This is a genomic window from Pseudovibrio exalbescens, assembly GCF_028737195.1.
In the GTDB taxonomy this organism is placed as follows: domain Bacteria; phylum Pseudomonadota; class Alphaproteobacteria; order Rhizobiales; family Stappiaceae; genus Pseudovibrio; species Pseudovibrio zosterae.
In genome coordinates this window covers 932,645-953,924 of sequence record NZ_JAQZAJ010000001.1, presented here as the reverse complement: position 1 = coordinate 953,924, position 21,280 = coordinate 932,645, and the positions used below count along the sequence as shown (strand labels likewise).

Sequence of the window (21,280 nt, the reverse complement as noted above, 5' to 3'; positions counted from 1 at the left end):
GCCATGTCAAACCTACGCAATGATCTGCTTCGGCTTCTTCGAGTGGCCTCAGGGAAAAACGGGTTGTGCCATGGAGAGGCGCAGAAATGCTTCGCGAAGGCACTTGAGAAAGCTCTGGCAGAGAAGTTCGTTGTTCAATTGGAACAACGCCTTTTCACCACACCGGACGGTCGGCGCTTTCTGAAGCGGGGGCTCTGTGAGGGAGGGCTAGAAGCATCTGTTACAGCCGCCAAAAGCGGCATGGCCATCAGCAAGGACAGCGCGCTTGATGAAAGCCCATTGGCTTGGCTCGCAAGCCGAAAGGCAAAGGATGGCAAGGCGTTCATCTCCAAAGTGCAGTTGGTTGCCGCAGAAAAGTTCAGCGCAGATTACGCATTTGGGCAGGTGACCTCATCGCTGAAAAGCAACTGGCGTACTGTGCACATCGATGGAGCCAAGGGAGGGCAGAAGGAAATGACAGAGGGAGCGTTGAATGCGCGCCGCCGTACCCATGCTGCCATTGAGGCCATGGGGCCGGAGCTTTCAAGTGTCGTAGTTGATGTCTGCTGCTTTATGAAGGGGCTTCGGCAGGTTGAATTTGAACGCCAATGGCCCGCGAGAACTGCGCGTATTGTGCTTGGTTTGGGGCTGTCCAGTTTGGCGCGCCACTACCAGCTTGCAACCGCGAGCAAGGCTCAACGAACCTCACGAAGCTGGCAGGACGGGGACAAGGCAGAGGTATGCTTGTGATCAAGCAGCAGAAAGCGCAAGTCTTGCATCTTCCTTGATGCGTTGAACCATGGACCGCAGCCCATTGGAGCGCTGTGGTGTGAGATGCTCCTGAAGGCCAATCCTGTCGAACACCTGATCAATGTCATCTTTGGCGATGAACTCAGCGGGGCGGCCTGAATATTGAGCAAGAACGATGGCGACGAGACCTCGGACGATGTGCGCGTCGCTATCGCCTTTGTACTTCAAAAGCGGTTTGCCATCGGCTCCCGTATCAAGGCTCTTTGCCAGCCAAACCTGCGACACGCACCCTTGCACCTTATTGGCTTCGTTGCGCTCTTCATCAGAGAGGGGTTCAAGTTCACGGCCAAGCTCGATCACGTATCTGTAGCGGTCTTCCCAATCGTCCAGGAACTCGAACCCATCCAGAATTTCTTCGATTGAACTTGCCATGACCATCCACTCAATTTGCAAAACTGTGTGGCCTTTCTAGTAGCTTCCCTGATGCGGGGCAACCACACAGGCCCTCATCCACGCAGATAGCAATGAATAATGTCGTGTCAACCGCACGGGCGCCGTTGGAGGCTCATGAATGGCCTCGCAAGTTTAATTGGTTGGCTTTGATCGAGGAAGCGGGATGGCGGTTTCAACCGAACCTGTCGTGGTTACGCCTGAGCCCTCGATGTCGATGGGGTCAGCCAAAAGCGCGCCAGCGCGCTCTTGAGCGTTTTGCTTGAGTTCGTCAAGTGCGCCTGCTTCAACGGCTGCCTTGGCAAGCCTCCAAGGTATCTCAAGGTCTTCAGAGGTTAGTGTGCCGCTCTGTGCTGTGTCAGGTTGACCGCTATCAGGAGTGTTGACCACAAGCTCGCTGTCCAAACTCGGTGCGTTCTCGGAGAGTATGGTGTTCTCGTCACCAGAAAGCGCGCCATCAAGCGCTTCAACATCATCCTCATTCAGGTACTGATAGGCAAGGCGGGCGGCTTGTTTTGCTTTGAGCCCTACGAGGGTGACCACGGAGCTGCCTGTTTCGCAGGTGTCGGGGTTGCGGTCGCAAAAACCGGAAAGGTCACTGAACGTGGTTTGCGCAGCGTTAATGGCCTGTACGAAGCCAATAGACGGCGCATCTTCGTTGCTGCCCAAGCCAATGGGAAGCAACAGAAGCAGCAGCGACAGCCAGAACACCTTTCGCAGCAATGAGAACATAACCAAACCCGAGCACGTGACAGGCTTAAACATGCGCTTAATACGCGCAACGCCTTTTGGATCAAATTGTTATCGATAGGCTCCCAAAATCGCGTTTAGGAGGCCTGATGGATTTGAATTAAATCCACGATAAAACCTAAACAAAATTGACTAAACTTTTACTTAAGCCTGCCAAGCTCCAGTTATGCCTGTTGGATAAACAAGCGTTAATGTGAACGTCTTGCTTTGCGAATGGGGTTTTAGCCTTCCTTAAAGGGCAACGGTTTAACTGATGAAGGCTTAAGGGCCGGGGGAGTCGTGGTGTATCTGCGGCAGGTTAGTGTATTGAGTAAACCGCAGGGTTCTTCGTTGATTATCAGTTGCTTAGATGGTCTTTTGCACCCAAGCGCCTTAACCAGTCAGTGGCGCCTCGTTCGTCATCGTGCTTGGGTGGGGTCATGTCTTGCTGCTGGCTTCGTGGCCCTTGCTTCTTTCCCATTACTTGTGTTGATGGCAACGCAGATAACGCCTGCGCTTTGGATTTGTGTCGGCTGGTTATTATGCCATCTGGGTATATTGGTTGTCGTCTCTCGGAGCGGAGCTGAGAGACTAGCGCAGATTTCTGTTGCCGTGATATCGGCCCTAGCGATTCTTATAGGAGCTTGGGTTGCGGGTATCTCTCTTCTCAGTGCTGCGCTGATCGCTGCTGCGGGCTTCATGGAGCCGGTCCTGCGCCGCGATCGCACCGGGTCTGTTGCTGTTGGTTGTGTGTCTGCAATTGCCTTTTCCGGCGTCGTTGCCTCCAAACTCCTCGGCGCACCTGCGACCAGCCTGGATCAGGGCGGGTGGCAGCTCTTGGTTTTTGCGCAAGGGCTTCTCATCGGTCTGCGCATGGCGTGGGCACATCGCCATTTCCGCACAGAGCTGGAAACACAGGCTGCGACAGAGAACCTTCACCTGCAAAAAACCAGAGAGGCATTCTGCCTTTTCTCTGCAGAGGGTGAAATTCGGTACACGTCCAATGCCTTTTCAAGGGTGCTTCATTGGGGCGGGGGAATGGTCACCGCACGTGGTCTGTTTCAGCGCCTGCATTCCGATGACCGGCATCTCTTTTTGAAGGCGCAAACAGAAAACTGCGCAACCGGCACCCCTCAACAAGTGCGCGTAAGAACCGAAAGTGATCACGGCGAAACGCGCTACTATCTGGTGGAGTTCAGCCGCGCTGAAGGCGTTTGGCCCGCAGCCTACCATGCCAGCCAGAAAGCGTATTTCGTTGATGTCACCTTTGAGCACCGCCACCGGGTGGAGCTCGACAGGCAGATTGACACCCTCAAAGATCAGCTTGCCTTGCGCAACAATGGAGTGGCGCTCGCCTGTCATGAAATCAAGACGCCGCTCAACGCCATTGTGGGCTTCTCCGAGCTTCTATTGAACGCCAACAACTACCGCATTCCGGAGAACACTCAGCGTGAGTATCTGGAACTGATCGGGTCGACAGGTCGCCACATGGCCACTGTCACCGATCACATACTTGATCTGGCCCATTTGGAAGCAGGGGAGCTTGCCATTGAACTCTCGGAGTTCGAGCTGGAAGCTTGCCTCGATCAGTGTGTCTCGCTGCTGCGTCCGACTGCGCAGGAGGGGGGAATCGATCTGAACCTCGATCTCGCAGCTGACCTTGGGGCTGTGTTGGCTGATCCCACAGCTGTTCAACAGATTCTCACAAACTTGCTTTCAAATGCCGTCAAATTTACCAGAAAGGGTGGTGCCGTAACGGTTTCTGCCACACGCTCGCCCGATCTGGTTAGTATTCAGGTGTCGGATACGGGTATTGGCATCGACGAAGAAGACCTTCCACACGTCTGTGAACCATTTGTTCAGGCTAAGTCCGCTAGGCTCGTTCCAAATAAAGGCAATGGACTCGGCTTGGCGCTGGCCAAACAGTTGACGGAGCGCCAAGGGGGGCAGTTCCAAATCAATAGTCGCAAGGGGCAGGGTACCTGTGTAGTGGTCCGTCTTCCTGTCACCCATGAGGCTATGGAGTGTGATCCCTCCCACGAGACAGTAGAATTGCCGGAGAAATGTGTCGCGTGAGTGGAGTATTGAGTAAATGGCGCGTAGAAGGCCAGCACGCACCCATGATGATCACGAGGAGTTGGACGCACACTACGAATACTCCTTGGGAACGGAACAGGACGTAGGGCGCCAACCGGCGAGCCGGTCGTTTGTCACGACCACGGCGATCTTGATGGGTATAACCGGTTGTTTGATCGTAGGAAATGCGCTCATCTTTCAGGAAGGGCAGCATCCTGCGCCCCTTTTTGCTACCCGGGCTGTTCTCTCTGAAAGTTCGGTTGCGACCGCGGTAGATCCGCAGGTGCTGGAGCAACTGGCTCTGGTGAAGGATGTACAGCGGGAACTGCGCCGTTTGAAGGTCTATCCCGGCACTGTAGACGGCCTTGAGGGACCTGCGACCAAGCGCGCGGTGCTTGCCTATGAAAGAGCAAGAGGCCTCCCAGAGACCGGCACTGTTAATTCTCGGCTGCTTGCACGCTTGACGATGGACAGCGGACCGTTGGGTGTGCAGACCGCAAGCATTCCCAAGCCACGCACTGCGCCAGGCATTTCCCAATCTGGCAGATTGACTGCCGATCAGATTTCCGCAAGCACGAACAAGGTGCAGGCCGTACAGCAGGTTCTTGCCGATCTGGGCTATGGTCCGCTGACGGTTGATGGTGTTGTGGGCGGCCAAACCACTGCAGCTGTAAAGCAGTTTGAAAAGGACCGTGGGCTTGAGGTGACGGGCCAGCTCCGCGAGTCACTTGTCCGAGAGTTGGAAAAGATCAGTGGCATCCAGATCCTTTAGTCTGGATGGCGGTCAGCAGACCTGGGTATCCTCATGCGCGTAACCTCTGAGTTCTGGGTCACTGCTTACATCCGGAAGTGCTTTGCTGCTGGTGCCTTCGCTGGCATCTTGAAGCGCGGTGCAACGGAGGCTGGCGCGATCTTCGTCTCCATTGACCGCCTTGATGGCACCTACGATCTGTTTGGCCCTGCACCACAGAGCTTTTTCGCCGAAGAAAAGCCGCTCGATCGAGAGTTTGAACAGCTCCTGAGCGGCGTGGACCGTTTCGAGATCATCACGCGCCTCGAAAAGGAAGCACGCATGGATGATGACTTCTGGCAGGTTGAAGTGGAAGACAAAGAAGGTCGCCATTTTCTTGAGATCGCCAAGGATGGGGGCATCTGATCAGCTCACGCGGCGGGAGACACCTTGCAAGGTGAACTCTTCCGCCGCGTGGCCTCCCTGTTATCTCAGGAATGTCAGTAACTTAGTTTAGCGCACTCATCTTCGGTGCTGAGGTCGTACCCGACTGTTGACGTGCTTTGCGCAAGCGATTGAGAGCCCGCTCGCGTACCCCTGGGGTGTCCATGTACATGGCAAAGTGCCGAATGGACTTTTGTTCGGCACCATTTGCCCAGCTTTCCAAGATCAGGTGGGCAGCGTGCTCGCAAAACCCATTGTAGTGCGCAAGCAGCTCCCGAAGCGTTTCCAGCTTCAGCTCTGTGCCCAGATGGTGCAGCAATATCCAGCCACAGTACTTTTTCTCAAACCCAAGTGACTTGAGAACAATCAGGAGACAATGGCCGGATTTGTCCTCCAGCATCTCGGTTATGTCGGAAGAGGGCAGAGAGGTGTACTCTCGCAGGAGCGCTTCAATACCACCCTCTTTGCCGGTGATTACAGTCATGGCCAGCTCATGCTGATTGCAATTGGCCAATCTGCCAGTGGTAATGGCACCGTGTGGGTTGAAAATCTCTGCTTCTCGCGCCTGAGCTTCATATTTCTGTAAGATGGACAGGCGATGTACAGGGGGCAGAGAGAGAAACGACTTAATTCCGGAAGTGTGTATCTGCTGTGCAGTATGTGTGCAGCGCGTATTTGCTGAAAGGCTTGGTGACTGTTCTTTGAAGCTGGTCAGCGTCGCGTCAGCCTCTCGTGATAGCAATGCAGCAAGAACGGATTTTGGTAGATCAACCCGTTTGGATATGGCATCGCGCCGGTGCTGTGGCCCGTTCTCGACAGCGGCAAGAAGATACGCTTCTGATAGCCCATCGGCATGTTGGAGCGTCAGTCCGCTGACATCCGGGTCTGCATCTCGGCCAAGAGATTCAAGAAGCTCTGCTGGCGCCTTGGTAGAGTTGGCCAGTAGTTGAGCGACCTGATACCGGGATGAAATATCCGCGTACGGCAGGTATTCGCGGGCGAGCTCGCGGAACATTCTCTTTTCGGAGGGATCACTGCGCTGGCTGGAGACAAAAGCCTCAGTAGCATCAAGCAGGACCCCAGAGAGGTTTCGCGGCTTTAGAGTTTCCGTCGAGCGACGAGAGCTTTTCGCTTTCATGATCTGATCTACGCAGTACTCAGTATCAAAAATATCAGAGGCAACGCGTATAGCCTCGGCACAAAACACCCTGATAAAAGTAGGGGTAAATAATTTATAGGCGATTAACTCTGATGAGCTTTTAATCGACCTGAAACAGAAATGTCGTTGGAGAAGCGTCACGTGTTTTGCGAGTAGGGAAGGGAACTCACATGGGCACTGTGTATGACTTTTACGCCGCAAGGGCGAAAAACCGTCGGTACTGTGAACGGCAGGCGAAAGCCAAACCAAGTGGGCCGGCACAGATTCACCTGTTCACTGGTGTGCGTCAGGAACGGTGGGGGCTTGATTTGAGATCAAGAATCGGGACCATCCCTCAAATTACAGAGGGTGCAGCGGTTCATAAGCAGGATCATGAAGATCTTTGAGGGCCTGTACCCCGAGCGGGCAGGCCTGAACCTATGGTTTCAAAGCGAGCATTGACGGCTCAAACTACTGGAATGAACTTTCGGCATTTCATGCCAAGAAGTGTTTTGTGTGTAAGCACTGTTCTGCTTTGCGGAGTTATGGTTGCCTCATGCACACGTCCAACCGGGGACTTTGGCCGAGCCACGCCATCGGTCGTGAACGACACGCTCCTGCCCGAGGCTGGGCAAGCCCTTCGCTACACCACCAAGCAGAATGTCTCCATCTTCAACCTGACTGATGACGAAGAAGAAATGCGCAACCGCGCGTGGGCGCTCATCGCGCCTCCCAGCAGTCAGGACTGGATCGGCATTACAGCAACTGAGTTGCGCCGAACCGGTATCCTTCCTGAAAAGTATCTCTGGATTGATCCGCAGAAATATTATGATGTTCTGCGCTCGGAGACGTATCGCTCCAGCGAAACAAGGTATTCCCGTATCATAAGTGATATGAACAGCGACCGTTCGTTGATTGCCCCTTACTGCGAAGTGGCACGCCGTGTAGCGCTGGCAGATCGCGAGCGTCGTCAAGCACTGGAGCGCCGTACAGGGCCGACTTCCGCCGAAATTGCAGGCGTTTACGCCCGAATTGAAGAGAATGACGATGTAACGCGCTGGGTGCTGGGCATGGCAACCGTTCGCCTGAAGGCCTATCGGATTGCGAAAAACACCTTGGAACTGGAAACCCCATCTCAAGACAAGGTGTGGGACGCCAATCAAGCCTATGACCGCCTGACCGAAGAATATCTGCTGCTCTTCAACAGCTGCGGCTTGCAAGAGGTTCAAGACCGCCGGTCCAAAGAGCCGCTGCGATCTCGCGTGCTTCAGGGCTGGGGGCAGGAATCGCCACCGCCGCAAAAATAATTATTCCCTTTTATCGGAAACGAAGGCCATCCTTTTGAGAAGGTTGGACCTGAGCGGCATCCTCAAATCTGATTGATCCGGGAGGTGCACTCGGCCCGCTCCAACCCATCAAGCACCTGAGGCTCATAGGCTGCGCTTGGCACAAATGCGCGCAGAAGAGCGAACCCGTCCACCTCTTCCGTCTCGATGATGATCATCTCTTCCAGATCTGCGGGTGGGTTCTCACGCAAGATCGCAAGCTGCTGCTGTGTGATCACCAGCATGGAGATTTCCCCTTTGTCGGCGGTACGATCATTCAGGCTGTAGATGGTCTGGCCTTCGCGGTTGAACAACGCGACGGACCAAAACGGAGAGGAAACTTCGGCCCGCACCAGGATCGGTCCTTCATCCAGCTGGTAGCGGCAAATTGCATGACGCATAGCTGGATCCAGATCCACCAGAGGTTCCGTACGCGGCAGTACGGGAGGAAGCATGTGGAACTGACGGTCAGGACCGAACCGTGCCACCTTGTCGAAGATGTTGAACGGCACTTGAGTGGGGACGGACAGCACGATGAGGATATGAATTATCCCCCCGACAAGGAGCCCGGCAAGGCCCCAAAGATACCATCTGGGGCTCATGAGTTCACGGCGGAGCCTATGGGGAAATCTCATTGGCAATCCCCCCGTCGGATAGAAGGCATTTGCGGCCCTGCAATGCCCGCACCTGTGGTGAGGGGCGTATCGTATAGCCGAAGCGCAAACACAAGGCCGCCCGCGCTTCCCGTTGGCAGCCAGTTGCCCGGCCGGGCGTCTTGAGAGGCCGTGATCTCAAAACTGCCGTCCTTGTCGCGCAGCAGGTTCTCGCTGTTGAGGTAGCTGCGGCCTGCATCGGTTGCGAGCAACTCCAGCTGCTGATTAACCGCAGTAAGCGTCCAAACACGGGCAGGCGGAGTTTTGCCTGCAATCGTATAGGTGCAGGAAGGGTTGAGAAGCCTGCCGCGATCATCCACCACAGCATAGAACGCAAGGCCCTCTCCGCTGCCAAGAGGGATGCGCAGGGTGCGTGCAAAAATGGCGGCACTATAAGGGTCCGCAGCATCCGTGCCCGCCTTGGGGTGAGCCACCCAGACGCCGCTTTGAAGGGCCTCAAACGGCGAGGATTTGGTCAATGCCATATATGCAGAGCCGACCCCGAACACGATGGTGACAAGGAGAAAAAAGACAAACGGCCCAAAGGAGAACAGGGAGGTCCGGTACAGCAAGCGGGATACGCGAGGCCAAGGCTTCTGCCAACTGGTCTCTGGATCAAAGAAAGGCTCTTGCGGCTGCTTGAGCAACGCAAGTGAGGGCATCTTTGGCATCTTCGTCATCTGGTCAGAACGCTCTGTTGACCGACGGTGCGGGCAGCTTGGACTTGGAGTTCGGACAGGCGGGAGGGTTCATGCAGTGTCGCGAGCCGTTCGCCAATTGCCTTCAAAACCCGTTGCGATTGAGCGTTGAGAACCTCTGGTGCCTTGCCGATCTCCTCGTCCTCGGCTGCAAGCAGCTGGTTGGTCGCCTGATAGTCAGGCGCATCGACGCCGGGCATGGGCTTGAGGGTAACTTCCTGATGGGCGTATCGCATGAAGTTGCCCCAGGTCATGGCTGGCAAACTGCCACCTGTCATACGGCGGGTAGAGGAAAAGTCATCATTCCCGAACCACACAGCGGCGGACATATTGCCAGTGTAGCCAACGAACCAGGCATCCCGGTAGGCCTGAGTTGTTCCCGTCTTGCCTGCCGCTGTCACACCCTCGATCCGCGCCCGGCGGCCCGTGCCACGTTCCACGACATTGACCAGCACATCGTTAAGTTCGGCAACCTTATCAAACGGCAGAACGCGCAGTGGGCGAGGGGCATCCTTGTCGTGGTTGTAAATGATTTCCCCGCTTGAGTTGCGAATCTCTTCTACCGCATAAGGCTGCACCTTGATGCCACCGGTCGCCAAGGTGGCATAAGAGCTGGCCATGTCCATGACGGTAACTTCTGATACGCCCAGTGGCATGGTGCGGGTGATTTTCAGCTCATGCTGGAGGCCCATCATGTAGGCGGTATTGGCAATCTTGTCGCGCCCGATAGCCTGCGCCAGACGTACCGGTATGGTATTGATAGATCTGGTCAAAGCCGTTTTCAGTGTTACAGGTCCGGAATAGCCGCGGCTGTAGTTGCGTGGGCTCCAGCCACCAATGCTGATGGGGGCATCCGCCACAACGCTCTCAGGGGAATAACCGTTCATGAAAGCGGTCATGTAGACGAACGGTTTGAACGCTGAACCGGGCTGGCGCAGGGCGTCTGCCGCACGATTAAACTGGCTTGCGTCGTAATCTCTTCCCCCCACCATTGCGCGGACAGCACCGGTCGTTGTGACAACAGCCATGGCAGCTTCTTCAACTCCATAGCGGTCACCATACTGGCGCAACGTACTTTCAACCGAGGTCTTTGCCTGCTTCTGAAAGCCGGGATCAAGGGTGGTGCGAACGGTAACAATTCTGTCTTCGCCCAGCTTCGGATACTGCGCGGCAAGGTTCTTTACATCCTGAAAAGCCCAATCAAGATAATGGTCTGGCGCATCTTCCTTGCTCCGGTCAACAGCAACGGCTGGGTTGCGACGTGCGGCAATAACTTGCCCCTCGGTCATGAAACCTGCCTGAACGATGTTGGTCAGAACTTCATTGGCGCGGGCGCGGGCAGCTGGCAGGTTCTTGTGAGGGGCATAAGCGGAAGGTGCCTTGTAAAGGCCGGCCAGAATGGCAGACTCAGCAAGGGATATCTCCCTGACATCCTTACCGAAATAGAACTCAGAGGCCGCCGCGACACCGAATGTGCCACCGCCCATGTAAGCGCGGTCGAGGTACAGCTTCAAGATTTCCTGCTTGGTCAGCCGTGCCTCAAGCCATAACGCCAGGTAGGCTTCCTTGATTTTGCGTTGAAGCGTGCGTTCGTTTGAAAGAAACAGGTTTTTTGCGAGCTGCTGGGTGATGGAGGAGCCACCTTGCACCACGCGGCGGGCGCGAACGTTCTCGGCCATGGCACGAGCGGTGCCAACCACGTCAATGCCGAAGTGAGAGAAAAAGCGTCTATCCTCGGTGGCGAGGGTCGCCTTGATGAGGTGATCAGGAATCTCTTCCAGTGGGATCTTGTCGTTGAGCAAGATGCCGCGCTTGCCAATCTCGTTTCCATACCGATCGAGAAACGTGACAGAGAAGTCTGCGGTGGTACGCCAGTCCGAGGCCTCAGTCTCTTTGAACGCCGGCTGGGCGAAAGCGACCATGACCACAAGGCCTACCAGAAGATAGGTGGTGCCTTCTGAACCTACTTCGGCCAGTACGCGGTATGCACCCCGCGCTCTGAAGCGCCTCATGAATGAGGAATAGCTGCGCCAGGTTGAGCTTAAAAACTCACCGGTGCGCCAGAGGGCCGTGTCAAGCCATGCGTCGGTCGCAAGCATACGTCGCGACAGACCTCGCAAAAAGGAAGCGTCATTCCGCGGAGACTGGGGGTTCCGCTGTGAATTTTCACCATGAGCAGCGTCCGGGGTGGCGCTGTGCTCTACGCTGGTATCACGATCGTCTTTCAACAGCCTGATCCGTTCTGGCCTAAATACGCAAAACTAAAACGACGAGCGGGGTTGATCCCATTACACTGTATCTTTATCCCGCTCCTACGCACACTAGAATATAGGCATAGAGATAAATCACGATGGTACCCCCCAACTCTAGCAGTGATGAGCCATTTTGGCGATCAAAAACCCTTGAACAGATGACCCCTGAAGAATGGGAGAGCCTGTGCGATGGGTGCGGCCGCTGCTGCCTCAACAAGCTGGAAGACTGGGACACCGGTGACATCTACTGGACCAATGTTGCCTGTACTCTTCTGGATGGTCACACATGCCGGTGCATAAAGTATGAACGCCGGTTTGAAACAGTTCCGGATTGTGTGCAGCTCGATCCGGAAACTGTTCGCAATTTGAAGTGGTTGCCGCCTACCTGCGCCTATCGTCTGGTGCGCGATGGCCATGATTTATACTGGTGGCATCCGCTGGTCTCGAAGGACCCGGAAACAGTCCACGCCGCAGGTATCTCGGTTCGCGGAAAGACCGTCTCCGAAGACGGCATGGAACCGGAGGACTATGAGGATCATTTGGTGTATTGGCCCAATGAAGATCCTCAGGTAGAAGGATCTGAAGAGGAATAAGCCTGATGGCGCAGTGCGGTAGCAGGCTTCGGTTGGTCCTGAAGGTGGGTAAAACACAATGACAGCAGTAAAATCAGCGATGCTTCCCGGCGACAGTCTGCTCTATGGCCACAAGAAGCCCGGGGATTTTATGGACTGCTACGCCAAGCCTACCGCATGTTCCCTAGAAGAGGTGGCGCAGCGGATGATGACATTTCCGGCTTGGGTCAGCCAGCTGATGCGTCTGCGGAACGCCTTGGTGAAGCCTTTTGGCATCTCCACCCATTTTGCCGCTTCGGAAACCATTGGCATTTTTCCAGTAATAAGCCGCAGTGAGAACGAGATCATTCTCGGCACCGATGACAAGCATCTGGACTTCCGCATCTCCATCATGGTGCGGGATGGTATGGCTTACGCCGCCACTTGGGTGCGCACCAAAAACCTGTTTGGTCGCTTTTACCTGCGCGCCATCATGCCGTTCCATATTCTGATTGTGCGCCGCTCGGTTGCGCGCGCCTGACCCATTCTCACTAAGCGCTCTCCCGCTTATCCGTAAACAAACGGGTGCCGGAACGGCGGGGCTTCTTGACTCATGACATTTGCATAATTTACACGGCCATACTTCGAGCTGGAGGTTGCATGTGTTGGTGCATCTCTCGCTTAACAAGAAAACATGAGATCCAAGGAGAGGTCATGAAGAGCCTTTTTATGAATAAGTTTGTTTCTGGCGGCGTGGTTTTGGTCGTGTTCCAGGTGTTGGCCTATCTGGCTCTGCAGGGTGAAATGGTGGCTTCTACCGGAAGCCGTCGCAAGGCTGTGGCTGATGCAGTGAACTTCCTTGTTGAACGGTTTGGCGCGGTCCCAGCTGCTGCCATCTTTTCCGTGACGGGTATTGTGATCGCCCTGATCATCTACAAGGTGCTTGAGCGCCGCGCTGCTGCCAGCTGACAGCCAAGACATCGAACTGATACTTCGACCAAAAAGGGGAGCAGCGGGACCGCTGTTCCCCTTTTTCGTTGGATGAGGCCTCCTGAGGCCCTCAACATATCGCAGATGCGCAACCCGAGGCGCAGGCGCCGCCGTGCCCGGATCTTTCCTCTTCTCACGTGAACCGGGATCGTACCTCAGCACCACTCATTTACCTGAGGCTTGGATGGACCGTTCTGCCCGATGAGGGGGATAAGTCATTTTCGCGAACTGGTGGCTTGCGCCGCCAATGGCGAAGTTTGGCGCTGGCTTTGGCGTCCTGCCATTTATGCAAACGGGGATATCTTATCCAGCGTAAATAATCTATAAAAATGAGGAATAAATTCTTGACAGCATGACGCTGGTTTGATAGTGTTATGGCATACTAGAAAAACTGTGAGTTGCACCTTGAGTTGTGGTTTGAGGGCTTTGTTGGCAAGTTGAGAAGGCTATGCTGATGGGGTTGTCATGAAGGCAATGACGCGTCTTCGGGGTGATCTGTTGGCGTGGTTTGATGCTGTCAGGTGGTGTGTTTCTATGCTGCCAGGCGAGGGGGTTGAGCGCCCCCTTAGTGCTTTTGAGTTGGCCTGAGCAAAGGGAAGGCATCAAGAGAGGTGAGCGGGCACTGACGTGTAGCGCTCCGAAAAAATGATCGGATATGTGCATGACCGCTGCACCTGAGAAATCAGGACAGCGGTTTTTTTGTGCCTGTGTGCAGCTGGGTTCAGGAGGTGCGGGTGACAACAAAAACGTCTGACCAATCTGGCAAGGCTCCCCCTATTGACCGCGTGCATGGACGCCGGATCCCGAAAGAGACCTGGGACTGGGTGCGTCGCCGGGTCGAAACCAGTGGGGTGCCCATTGCTCAAATCTCACGGGAGACCGGGGTGCCTGCATCCTCGATTACCTCTCGCATCAGGCGGGAGGGGTGGCTGCGCAAGGCACAGCTTTCAGCAGAGTTGGCGCAGGCTGAACCGGAGGAGCGGGGGCGTTTGATCGCCCGTCTTTATAATGCCTTTGAAAAACAGGTGGGGCGTATCGAAGCGCGGCTGAAGGAGCTTTCAGCAGAAGAAAGCGTGTCGCTGGCAGAGACGGATCACCTTTCCAGAACGCTCACGAGCCTTGCCAAAACACTGGACACATTGATCAGTCTTCAGGATGCGCACAGCCCTGATGCACAGGAGGCGGAGGAGCCAGATGACCACTTGCGAGACCAGCTTGCAAAGCGCCTTGCGCACTTGTGTGAAGCAGGGCAAAGCTGAGATTTTCTTGGACAGCTTGTCCAGCCAACAGTTGAGGTATCTGCAACATGCATGGGATGCGTTCGCGCACCCCCATCAGCTGCCTCCCGAGGGGCATTGGCGGACCTGGCTCATCATGGGCGGACGTGGTGCGGGCAAGACGCGGGCGGGGGCTGAGTGGGTACGGGCGCTGGCTACCGGAAAGCCGTGGGCCGGGCAGTCTGGCCTGACAAGAGGGAGCGGGCAGATCGCACTGGTCGGGCAGACCTACCATGATGTGCGCGAGGTGATGGTGGAAGGAATTTCGGGGGTGATGCAGGTGCACCCACGGCACGAGCGCCCCAGTTGGAGCGCCTCGCGGCGACGCCTCGAATGGCCAAATGGGGTGGTGGCGCGGTGTTTCTCCTCCGAAGATCCCGAGGCCTTGCGCGGTCCGCAGTTTGCGGCAGCATGGTGTGATGAGCTGGCGAAGTGGCGCTACGCCCAAGAGACCTATGACATGTTGCAGTTTGGGTTGCGTCTTGGTGAGCATCCGCGCCAGCTCATAACCACAACACCCCGTGTCGTGCCGCTGCTGAGGAAACTGCTCTGTGACAAAGAGAGTGTCGTGACGCGCGCGAGTACCATGGCCAATGCGGGCTTTCTGGCGCCCAGCTTTCTGGAGGCCATGATTGCCAAGTACGGCGGCACCCGGCTTGGCCGTCAAGAGCTTGACGGAGAACTGATTTCCGACCGTGAGGACGGATTGTTTCTCAGGAAATGGTTTGAGTTGGGGCGTGTGCAAGAGGGGCCTGAGATGGAGCGGATCGTGGTCGCCATTGATCCGCCGGCCAGCGCGACCAAGCGATCAGACGCCTGCGGGATCGTGGCGGCGGGAACAGATCCAGCGGGCACAGCATACATCCTGAGGGATCGGACCAGTCGCGGCCAGCGTCCCAACGGATGGGCAAAACAGGCCACCGATCTCTATCATGAGTTGCGTGCAGATTGCATCGTTGCAGAAGCCAATCAGGGCGGTGAGATGGTCCGAGAGGTGCTTGCGGGGGTGGATCCAACCATTCCGGTTAAGTTGGTGCATGCGACCAGATCAAAGCGCAGGCGGGCTGAACCAGTGGCGCTGTTATACGAGCAGGGCCGCGTCTACCACGTGGGACTGTTTCCAGAGCTGGAAGATGAGATGGCCGACTTTGCGCCAAGTGGGCTTTCCTCAGGCAAGTCACCTGACCGAATGGATGCACTGGTCTGGGCTTTGAGCGAGCTGATGTTGACGGCCCGCAAGGAGCCGCGCATGCGCGCGCTATGAGGTTGCCCGGAGCACGCTCAAATGCTTCTGGAATATTCCGGCTAACCGATTCAGCGGACTCATGAATCCGCCGTGCTTGAATCGGAAACTTAAAGTTTTGAATCAACGCTTTAACCACTTTAACCATCACTTTAAGTGGCGTTTGAAAATGGAGTTTAAACATGGGCTTACGAGAGGTTCTTGATAGAATTTTCACGCCAGTTGAAGAGGTGAAGGCATCGCGGGCAGCTCGGTTCGTCGCCATGCAGACCCAGGGCCGTCCTGTATGGACACCGCGGGATTATGGCGCGCTGGTGCGCGAAGGTTACCTGAAGAACCCGATCGCCTATCGCGCCATACGGATGATCAGTGAGGCGGCGGCCAGCCTGCCGCTGGTGGTCAAGGAAGGCGCGCATGAAGTCCATGCCCACCCGGTGCTGGACCTTCTTGCCAAGCCCGCGCCGGGAGAAGATGCCTCCGGTTTTTTGGAGACGGTCTTCGGTCACCTGCTGGTGTCTGGCAATGCCTACATCGAGGCGGTGGAGCTGGAAGGCTCCCTGCGCGAGCTGCATACACTCCGGCCTGACCGGGTGAAAGTGGTGCCCGGCCCTAAGGGCTGGGTTGAGGCCTATGACTACACTGTGGGCGGCAAGACCATCCGCATCACTCAGGGTTCGGGTGTGCAGGTTGCAATATTATTACACCTGAAACAATTTCATCCGCTCAATGACTACTACGGTTTTGCAGCGCTTGAAGCGGCGCAAGGTCCGCTCGACATTCACAACGCGGCGGCGAGTTGGAGCAAGGGGCTGCTGGACAATGCGGCCTGCCCGTCTGGCGCGTTGGTCTATGGCAGCAGCGGCGAAGCCATGCATCTGACAGACGAACAGTTTACCCGGCTCAAGGACGAGCTCTCCGACAATTATCAGGGGGCAAGGAATGCGGGTCGGCCACTGCTTCTGGAAGGCGGGCTCGACTGGAAGCCCATGGCTCATTCGCCAAAGGACATGGATTTCATTGCTGCCAAAAATCAGGCCGCGCGTGAGATCGCTCTGGCCCTTGGGGTGCCGCCTCTGCTGCTTGGACTGCCGGGCGACAACACCTATGCCAACTATCAGGAAGCGAACCGGGCGTTTTGGCGTCAGACAGTTATTCCCCTTGCAAAGAAGGTGCACGGTGCGCTGTCGGCGTGGTTATCCCCGGCCTATGAGCAGCCCTTTATACTGGAGGCAGATCTGGACGGGGTGGATGCGTTGAGTGCGGAGCGGTCCGCACTTTGGGACAGGGTCAGCAGCGCGGACTTTCTGACGGAGGACGAGAAGCGGCTGGCGGTTGGGTATGGGGTGAAAGAGGAGCGCTGATGGAGATTTTGCAGCTGTTGAGTGAGCGTGGCGACCTGGCCCACCTGACCTTGTTTCTTTGGGCAAGCAGTTCCACCAGCTTGTTGCTTTGGGCGTTGAAGGAACTGGTTTCCGGCGCAAGAAAGCTCGACGCGTTTCTGGAGGAAGTGGCCCATCTGAACAAGGTGTTGCGGGACGACGAGTGGTCGTGAGTGGCCAATCATGTCATCTGCAAAGATTGAGAATGAGTGCAGAAGATAACTTCTTCATGTTTGAGTTTTGCTCGGGAGTTTGAATGCGAACACTAGCGGTTTTTTACGGAGAGTTGCCCTCCAGCAAGTGGCAGGATGTTGGGGTGGCGCTCAAGCAACTTGGGTGTGCGGCCCCGCGCCTGAAGGCGCAGCTTGCGTGGCGGCGCTACAGGAAGTCTTTAAAGCGCGGGGCCGGTCAGGCATCGGATATGCCGGGCGCAAAAGGTGTGTTGCCCAACGGGGCGGCGCTGCGCACGGCATGCGGAGCAAAGGACGGCGATACGAGACGCGAGATCTGCTGCAGGCGAGATAAGGGTGCCAGAGCGAATGGCCCTCAGACTGCGTGAGCCTGTCAATCAGAAGGAGGAGAGCTGATGCAGATTGAGGGGTATGCCAGCCGGTTTGCCGAAGCAGATGATGGCGGCGACATCATTCAGCGAGGTGCGTTTTTGCGCTCACTGGTGATGCGCCCGTCGGGGGACGTGAAAATGCTGTGGCAGCACGACCCGTCTCGGCCGATCGGAAAGTGGACCTACATGCGCGAAGATGGTGAGGGCTTGTTCGTGGTTGGTGAGGTACTCGATGGAGTGGCGCAAGGGCGCGAAGCCAATGAGTTGATCCGCGCCGGTGTGCTGAACGGTCTCTCCATCGGTTTCAAGGCCCGAAAGGCCCGTCGTGATCCGCGCACCGGTTGCCGCGAGGTGCTGGCGGTGGATCTCTGGGAAGTGTCTCTGGTGACGTTCCCGCTGTTGCGATCAGCGCGGCTTCAACCGGTGCTGTGAAGCGCTAAACCCAACTCCTGACACACAAGATGATTGCGACGTGGATCGGCCACAGGTTGTGCCGCTCTGCAATTTCCCAGTGCTTAAATAGAGGAATATAATCCTATGAATACCAAGCGATTAACCCAACTTGAAACCAAGGATCTGGCTCACCCCAAGGGAGCGGTGGTGAAGGCGGATGCCGCGCCGAGGCAAACAGGAGCAACGGCAAGCGAAGCCCTTGACCAGTTGCTGGGGGCTTTTGAAGATTACCGTCATGCCAATGATGAGCGCCTTGCGGAGCTGGAGAAAAAGTCCCAGGCAGATACGGTTGTAGAAGACAAGCTGCGCCGAATGGACGAGGCGCTGGACAAGCAAATGGCGCGGGTCAACGAGCTTGCGCTCAAAGCCCGGCGTCCGGAAAAGGCAGGGGCCGCAGCTGAGGGCCTCAAGCGCCAGAGCGCCGATGGTGGTTTTGCGTCCACCGAGCACAAGGCGGCGTTTGAGCGCTACGTCCGTCAGGGGCAGGAACATGACCTGCGCCAATTGGAAGTCAAAGCGCTCTCCGTGGGCTCGGATGCAGATGGCGGCTACCTGGTGCCGGAAGAAACGGAAGCTGCCATTCTCATGCGGCTGGCCAATGTCTCGCCCATCCGTGCCATTGCAGGCAACCGGCAGATCACCGCAAACACCTTCAAGAAGCCGTTCTCCAGGTCTGGCCTTGCCAGTGGCTGGGTCGGCGAAACGGCAACGCGCACGCAGACCGCGAGCCCGGATCTGGCTGAGCTGGCGTTTCCCACCATGGAGCTGTACGCCATGCCTGCGGCCACGCAGACGCTGCTTGATGATGCGGCCATCAACGTGGATGAGTGGATTGCGCAGGAAGTGGAAGCAGCTTTTGCGGAAAAAGAGGGCGCGGCCTTCATCTCCGGGGATGGGGTGAATGAGCCAAAAGGGTTCTTGAGCTACACGCAGGTCGATGAAGACAGTTGGGCCTGGGGCAACATCGGCACGCTGAACACGGGCGCAAATGGCGCATTTGCCGCCTCCAGCCCCGGGGATGCACTGATTGACCTGGTTTATGCGCTGAAAGCAGGCTTTCGCCAGAACGGGCGCTTCGTGTTCAACCGCTCCTCCCAGGCTGCCCTGCGCAAACTGAAGGACGGGCAGGGCAACTACCTGTGGCAGCCACCTGTGACACCGGGTGCGCCCGCAAGCCTCATGAGCTTTCCGGTGACAGAGGCGGAAGACATGCCGGACATCGGCAGCGGCACCACGCCCATTGCCTTTGGCGATTTCGCGCGCGGCTATCTGGTGGTCGATCGCCTTGGGGTGCGCATCCTGCGCGATCCTTACTCCAACAAGCCCTACGTGCTGTTTTACACCACCAAGCGCGTGGGCGGCGGCGTGCAGGACTTTGACGCCATCAAGCTGCTGAAGTTCGCCGCGTAACCGGCGGACCTTCCGTTTCTCGCCACAGAGCACCCCACAAAAGGAGAGCCCGCCATGACTGCGGTTTTGGTTGCGCCGCCGGTATCAGAACCGGTGGGGCTGCAGGACGCCCATGCCCATTTGCGCCTGTCTCACACATTGGAAGATGGCCTGCTGACCCGGCTGATTACCGCCGCAAGGCAGGAGGTGGAACGCATCAGCGGGCGGGCTCTCATCACCCAAGGGTGGCGTCTATACCTGGATGAGCCACCGAAGGATCGGATCATCCGTCTGCCAATGGCTCCGGTGAGCCGCGTCGATGCGGTGAACCTTTATGATGCCGATGGCACCCAAATCGTGCTGACTGCGGAGCAGTATGTGGCCGATCTCATCAGCAATCCGGCGCGGATTCGCCTCTGTGCCGGATGTGGCACATCGCTTCGAGAACTCAACGGCATCGAAGTGGAGGTGACAGCGGGCTATGGCGATGCGCCGGAGGATGTGCCCGCGGGCCTGCGCACGGCAATCCTGATGCTGATGGGGTTCTGGTACGAACGCCGCAACATGGTGGAAGATGGCTTGCTCACGGGGCTGATCCCTCATGGGTTTGCCGCCGCGCTTTCCCCCTACAAGGTGTTGAAGATATGAGCGCGGTTGGTGCCCTCAACACGCCGCTGACCCTCTCAGCGCCGACCACAACCTTGAAAGGTGATGGTGATGATGAGGCGGTCTATCTGGCTCAGGCACAGGTCTGGGCCAAGGTGGAGGCGGCCCAGCAGAGTGCGGGGGAAAGCGCGGGAAGGCTTGAGGAACAGAACCGATTTCGTGTCACCATCCGCGCTGGCGTGAGCGTGGAAGCGGGCTGGAAGCTCTCGGGGGTGGGGCTCGACCTCACCATTCTGTCCGTGGTGAACGTGGACCAGCGCGGGCGTTTTCTCATGCTGATGTGCCGGGAGGAAACGCCATGAGCCAACTCAGTTTCCGTGAGGCGGTGGTGACCGCGCTGAGAAGCGATGCGCAACTTGTGAGCCTGCTGGGCGGCAGCGCCGGGCGGATCGTGGACGGGGCCCCAGCCCATATTCGCATGCCATACGCGGCGCTCTCCCGCATCGAAACCGAAAGCCTGACAGGGCACGCGCAAGAGGGAGAGCGGCTGCGGTTTACCATCAACATCTACTCGCGCGAGCTGACCCGCACTGAGGCGGCTTCGATTGCAGACCGGATCAAAGCACTTTTGACCACCGGCCCGCTGACAACGGACAGCGGCGCGCGCTGTTTGATCTTCGGGATCAGCGAGGCAATTTCGGTTCTGCGCGATCGGCGAACGTGGCGCGCCGAGTTGACCGGCAGAGCCATAGTGGAACCTGAAGATCCGCAAAACTGAACTTGCAACAGGAATGGAGGTGAGCATGGCAGCACAAGCTGGCAAGGACATGCTGTTGAAACTGGACCAGACCGGCTCCGGCACGTTTGAAACCGTGGCTGGCCTGCGCTCGCGGCGGTTCGCGCTCAACGCGGTTGCGGCGGACATTACCAATGCAGACAGCGCTGGCAGGTGGCGGGAGCTGCTGGCGCAAAGCGGCACCCGAAGTGCAAGCCTTTCGGGGGCAGGCGTCTTTCGCGATGCGGCGGCCGACAGCACAGTGCGCGAGGTGTTCTTCTCCGGCACCTTTGCCACATGGCAGGTGGTGCTGCCCGATTTCGGCGTGCTGGAAGGCCCCTTTCAAATCTCAGGCCTTGAATATTCTGGGCAATTTAACGGCGAGATTACCTATGAGATTTCACTGGAATCCGCTGGGCAACTCACCTTCTCTCCAAGCGCATAGGGGTCGGGACATGGCGAACAGACATCGCGGTGAAGTGGACATTGAGCTTGATGGCAGGCGTTGGTCCATGGCGCTTACCCTTGGCGCACTGGCAGAACTGGAAGATGCCTATGCCGCTGAAAGCCTGGAAGCGCTGGTGACACGGTTTGCCGAGCACAAACTGGGCACCCAAGACCTGACACGCATTATCGGAGCGGGCCTGCGTGGGGGCGGCAACGAAGTGAGCAACGCGCAGCTGCAAGCCATGACCTGCCCTGAAGGAGTGGTGGGGATGGCGCGGGCCGTGAAGGCCCTGCTGGCGGTAACCTTCAAAGATCAAGGCACCACAAGCGAGGGCTCCCAAAGCCCCCCGTAGGAGGCGCGGCACCACAGGCTCGGTCATTTCC

The 21,280-nt window shown here is 57.0% G+C and carries 26 protein-coding genes; 20 read left to right on the top strand and 6 right to left on the bottom strand.

The features are described from left to right. Window positions 1–3: 3 nt before the first annotated feature. Complete coding sequence (locus PUV47_RS04495) at window positions 4–729, top strand: DUF6456 domain-containing protein (RefSeq protein WP_274217269.1); 726 nt, start codon at window positions 4–6, stop codon at window positions 727–729. On the opposite strand, the gene PUV47_RS04490 is transcribed toward PUV47_RS04495, so the two are convergent. Then, window positions 730–1,161, bottom strand: coding sequence for a SufE family protein (locus PUV47_RS04490; protein WP_274217268.1), 432 nt, complete (start codon window positions 1,159–1,161; stop codon window positions 730–732). It abuts the gene before it with no gap. 153 nt (window positions 1,162–1,314) lie between these two features. Beyond that, window positions 1,315–1,911, bottom strand: a complete 597-nt coding sequence (locus tag PUV47_RS04485; protein WP_274217267.1) for a DUF5330 domain-containing protein — start codon at window positions 1,909–1,911, stop codon at window positions 1,315–1,317. Window positions 1,912–2,520: 609 nt separating this feature from the next. Between PUV47_RS04485 and PUV47_RS04480 the strand changes: the two genes are divergently transcribed. From PUV47_RS04480 to PUV47_RS04470, 3 genes are read left to right on the top strand one after another with little or no spacing between them, the layout of a single operon-like run. Continuing rightward, a complete protein-coding gene (locus tag PUV47_RS04480; RefSeq protein ID WP_274217266.1) occupies window positions 2,521–3,984 on the top strand; it encodes a sensor histidine kinase in 1,464 nt (487 codons plus the stop codon). A 16-nt stretch (window positions 3,985–4,000) separates the two neighbouring features. Further along, on the top strand, window positions 4,001–4,756 hold the full coding sequence (locus PUV47_RS04475) for a peptidoglycan-binding domain-containing protein (protein ID WP_274217265.1): 756 nt from the start codon (window positions 4,001–4,003) through the stop codon (window positions 4,754–4,756). Window positions 4,757–4,789: 33 nt separating this feature from the next. Beyond that, complete coding sequence (locus PUV47_RS04470) at window positions 4,790–5,140, top strand: DUF1491 family protein (RefSeq protein WP_274217264.1); 351 nt, start codon at window positions 4,790–4,792, stop codon at window positions 5,138–5,140. 82 nt (window positions 5,141–5,222) lie between these two features. Here the strand turns inward: PUV47_RS04470 and PUV47_RS04465 are convergent, their stop codons facing one another. Next, window positions 5,223–6,296: a hypothetical protein gene (locus PUV47_RS04465; protein ID WP_274217263.1), complete on the bottom strand. Its 1,074-nt coding sequence runs from the start codon at window positions 6,294–6,296 to the stop codon at window positions 5,223–5,225. A gap of 545 nt (window positions 6,297–6,841) precedes the next feature. Between PUV47_RS04465 and PUV47_RS04460 the strand changes: the two genes are divergently transcribed. Further along, the gene (locus PUV47_RS04460; RefSeq protein ID WP_274217262.1) at window positions 6,842–7,603 is read left to right on the top strand and encodes a hypothetical protein; all 762 of its coding nucleotides are present in this window, start codon (window positions 6,842–6,844) and stop codon (window positions 7,601–7,603) included. A gap of 62 nt (window positions 7,604–7,665) precedes the next feature. Here PUV47_RS04460 and PUV47_RS04455 read toward each other — a convergent pair whose 3' ends face one another. From PUV47_RS04455 to PUV47_RS04445, 3 genes are read right to left on the bottom strand one after another with little or no spacing between them, the layout of a single operon-like run. After that, window positions 7,666–8,256, bottom strand: a complete 591-nt coding sequence (locus PUV47_RS04455) for a DUF1254 domain-containing protein (RefSeq protein WP_274217261.1) — start codon at window positions 8,254–8,256, stop codon at window positions 7,666–7,668. Then, window positions 8,253–8,954 (bottom strand): DUF1214 domain-containing protein, encoded by a 702-nt coding sequence (locus PUV47_RS04450; protein WP_274217260.1) that lies wholly within the window; start codon window positions 8,952–8,954, stop codon window positions 8,253–8,255. Before PUV47_RS04450 ends, PUV47_RS04455 begins: the two co-directional genes overlap by 4 nt. Continuing rightward, window positions 8,951–10,984, bottom strand: coding sequence for a transglycosylase domain-containing protein (locus PUV47_RS04445; protein ID WP_425313729.1), 2,034 nt, complete (start codon window positions 10,982–10,984; stop codon window positions 8,951–8,953). The genes PUV47_RS04450 and PUV47_RS04445 overlap by 4 nt, the downstream gene beginning before the upstream one ends. Before the next feature lie 338 nt (window positions 10,985–11,322). Between PUV47_RS04445 and PUV47_RS04440 the strand changes: the two genes are divergently transcribed. The 15 genes from PUV47_RS04440 (at window position 11,323) to PUV47_RS04370 (ending at window position 21,249) form a co-directional block, all read left to right on the top strand. After that, window positions 11,323–11,817, top strand: coding sequence for a YcgN family cysteine cluster protein (locus PUV47_RS04440; protein ID WP_274217258.1), 495 nt, complete (start codon window positions 11,323–11,325; stop codon window positions 11,815–11,817). Between the two features lie 58 nt (window positions 11,818–11,875). Next, the gene (locus tag PUV47_RS04435; RefSeq protein WP_274217257.1) at window positions 11,876–12,316 is read left to right on the top strand and encodes a DUF2867 domain-containing protein; all 441 of its coding nucleotides are present in this window, start codon (window positions 11,876–11,878) and stop codon (window positions 12,314–12,316) included. Window positions 12,317–12,504: 188 nt separating this feature from the next. Then, the gene (locus tag PUV47_RS04430) at window positions 12,505–12,744 is read left to right on the top strand and encodes a hypothetical protein (protein WP_274217256.1); all 240 of its coding nucleotides are present in this window, start codon (window positions 12,505–12,507) and stop codon (window positions 12,742–12,744) included. Between the two features lie 755 nt (window positions 12,745–13,499). Further along, window positions 13,500–14,024, top strand: a complete 525-nt coding sequence (locus PUV47_RS04425) for a hypothetical protein (protein WP_274217255.1) — start codon at window positions 13,500–13,502, stop codon at window positions 14,022–14,024. Further along, the gene (locus tag PUV47_RS04420) at window positions 13,960–15,306 is read left to right on the top strand and encodes a DNA-packaging protein (RefSeq protein ID WP_274217254.1); all 1,347 of its coding nucleotides are present in this window, start codon (window positions 13,960–13,962) and stop codon (window positions 15,304–15,306) included. The genes PUV47_RS04425 and PUV47_RS04420 overlap by 65 nt, the downstream gene beginning before the upstream one ends. A gap of 161 nt (window positions 15,307–15,467) precedes the next feature. Next, the gene (locus PUV47_RS04415) at window positions 15,468–16,646 is read left to right on the top strand and encodes a phage portal protein (protein ID WP_274217253.1); all 1,179 of its coding nucleotides are present in this window, start codon (window positions 15,468–15,470) and stop codon (window positions 16,644–16,646) included. Continuing rightward, window positions 16,646–16,837, top strand: coding sequence for a hypothetical protein (locus tag PUV47_RS04410; RefSeq protein WP_274217252.1), 192 nt, complete (start codon window positions 16,646–16,648; stop codon window positions 16,835–16,837). The genes PUV47_RS04415 and PUV47_RS04410 overlap by 1 nt, the downstream gene beginning before the upstream one ends. Before the next feature lie 83 nt (window positions 16,838–16,920). Further along, window positions 16,921–17,223: a hypothetical protein gene (locus PUV47_RS04405; protein ID WP_274217251.1), complete on the top strand. Its 303-nt coding sequence runs from the start codon at window positions 16,921–16,923 to the stop codon at window positions 17,221–17,223. 27 nt (window positions 17,224–17,250) lie between these two features. Further along, entirely contained in the window at window positions 17,251–17,658 is a 408-nt protein-coding gene (locus tag PUV47_RS04400) for an HK97 family phage prohead protease (RefSeq protein WP_274217250.1), read from the top strand. Between the two features lie 105 nt (window positions 17,659–17,763). Continuing rightward, window positions 17,764–19,089 carry a phage major capsid protein gene (locus tag PUV47_RS04395; RefSeq protein ID WP_274217249.1) on the top strand — a complete coding sequence of 442 codons (1,326 nt, stop codon included), beginning with the start codon at window positions 17,764–17,766 and terminating at the stop codon, window positions 19,087–19,089. 54 nt (window positions 19,090–19,143) lie between these two features. Beyond that, window positions 19,144–19,716, top strand: coding sequence for a head-tail connector protein (locus PUV47_RS04390; protein WP_274217248.1), 573 nt, complete (start codon window positions 19,144–19,146; stop codon window positions 19,714–19,716). Continuing rightward, window positions 19,713–20,036 carry a head-tail adaptor protein gene (locus tag PUV47_RS04385; RefSeq protein WP_274217247.1) on the top strand — a complete coding sequence of 108 codons (324 nt, stop codon included), beginning with the start codon at window positions 19,713–19,715 and terminating at the stop codon, window positions 20,034–20,036. The genes PUV47_RS04390 and PUV47_RS04385 overlap by 4 nt, the downstream gene beginning before the upstream one ends. Next, window positions 20,033–20,452 carry a DUF3168 domain-containing protein gene (locus tag PUV47_RS04380; RefSeq protein ID WP_274217246.1) on the top strand — a complete coding sequence of 140 codons (420 nt, stop codon included), beginning with the start codon at window positions 20,033–20,035 and terminating at the stop codon, window positions 20,450–20,452. The genes PUV47_RS04385 and PUV47_RS04380 overlap by 4 nt, the downstream gene beginning before the upstream one ends. Before the next feature lie 25 nt (window positions 20,453–20,477). Next, a complete protein-coding gene (locus PUV47_RS04375) occupies window positions 20,478–20,894 on the top strand; it encodes a phage major tail protein, TP901-1 family (RefSeq protein WP_274217245.1) in 417 nt (138 codons plus the stop codon). A gap of 10 nt (window positions 20,895–20,904) precedes the next feature. Next, a complete protein-coding gene (locus tag PUV47_RS04370; RefSeq protein ID WP_274217244.1) occupies window positions 20,905–21,249 on the top strand; it encodes a gene transfer agent family protein in 345 nt (114 codons plus the stop codon). Window positions 21,250–21,280: the final 31 nt, after the last annotated feature.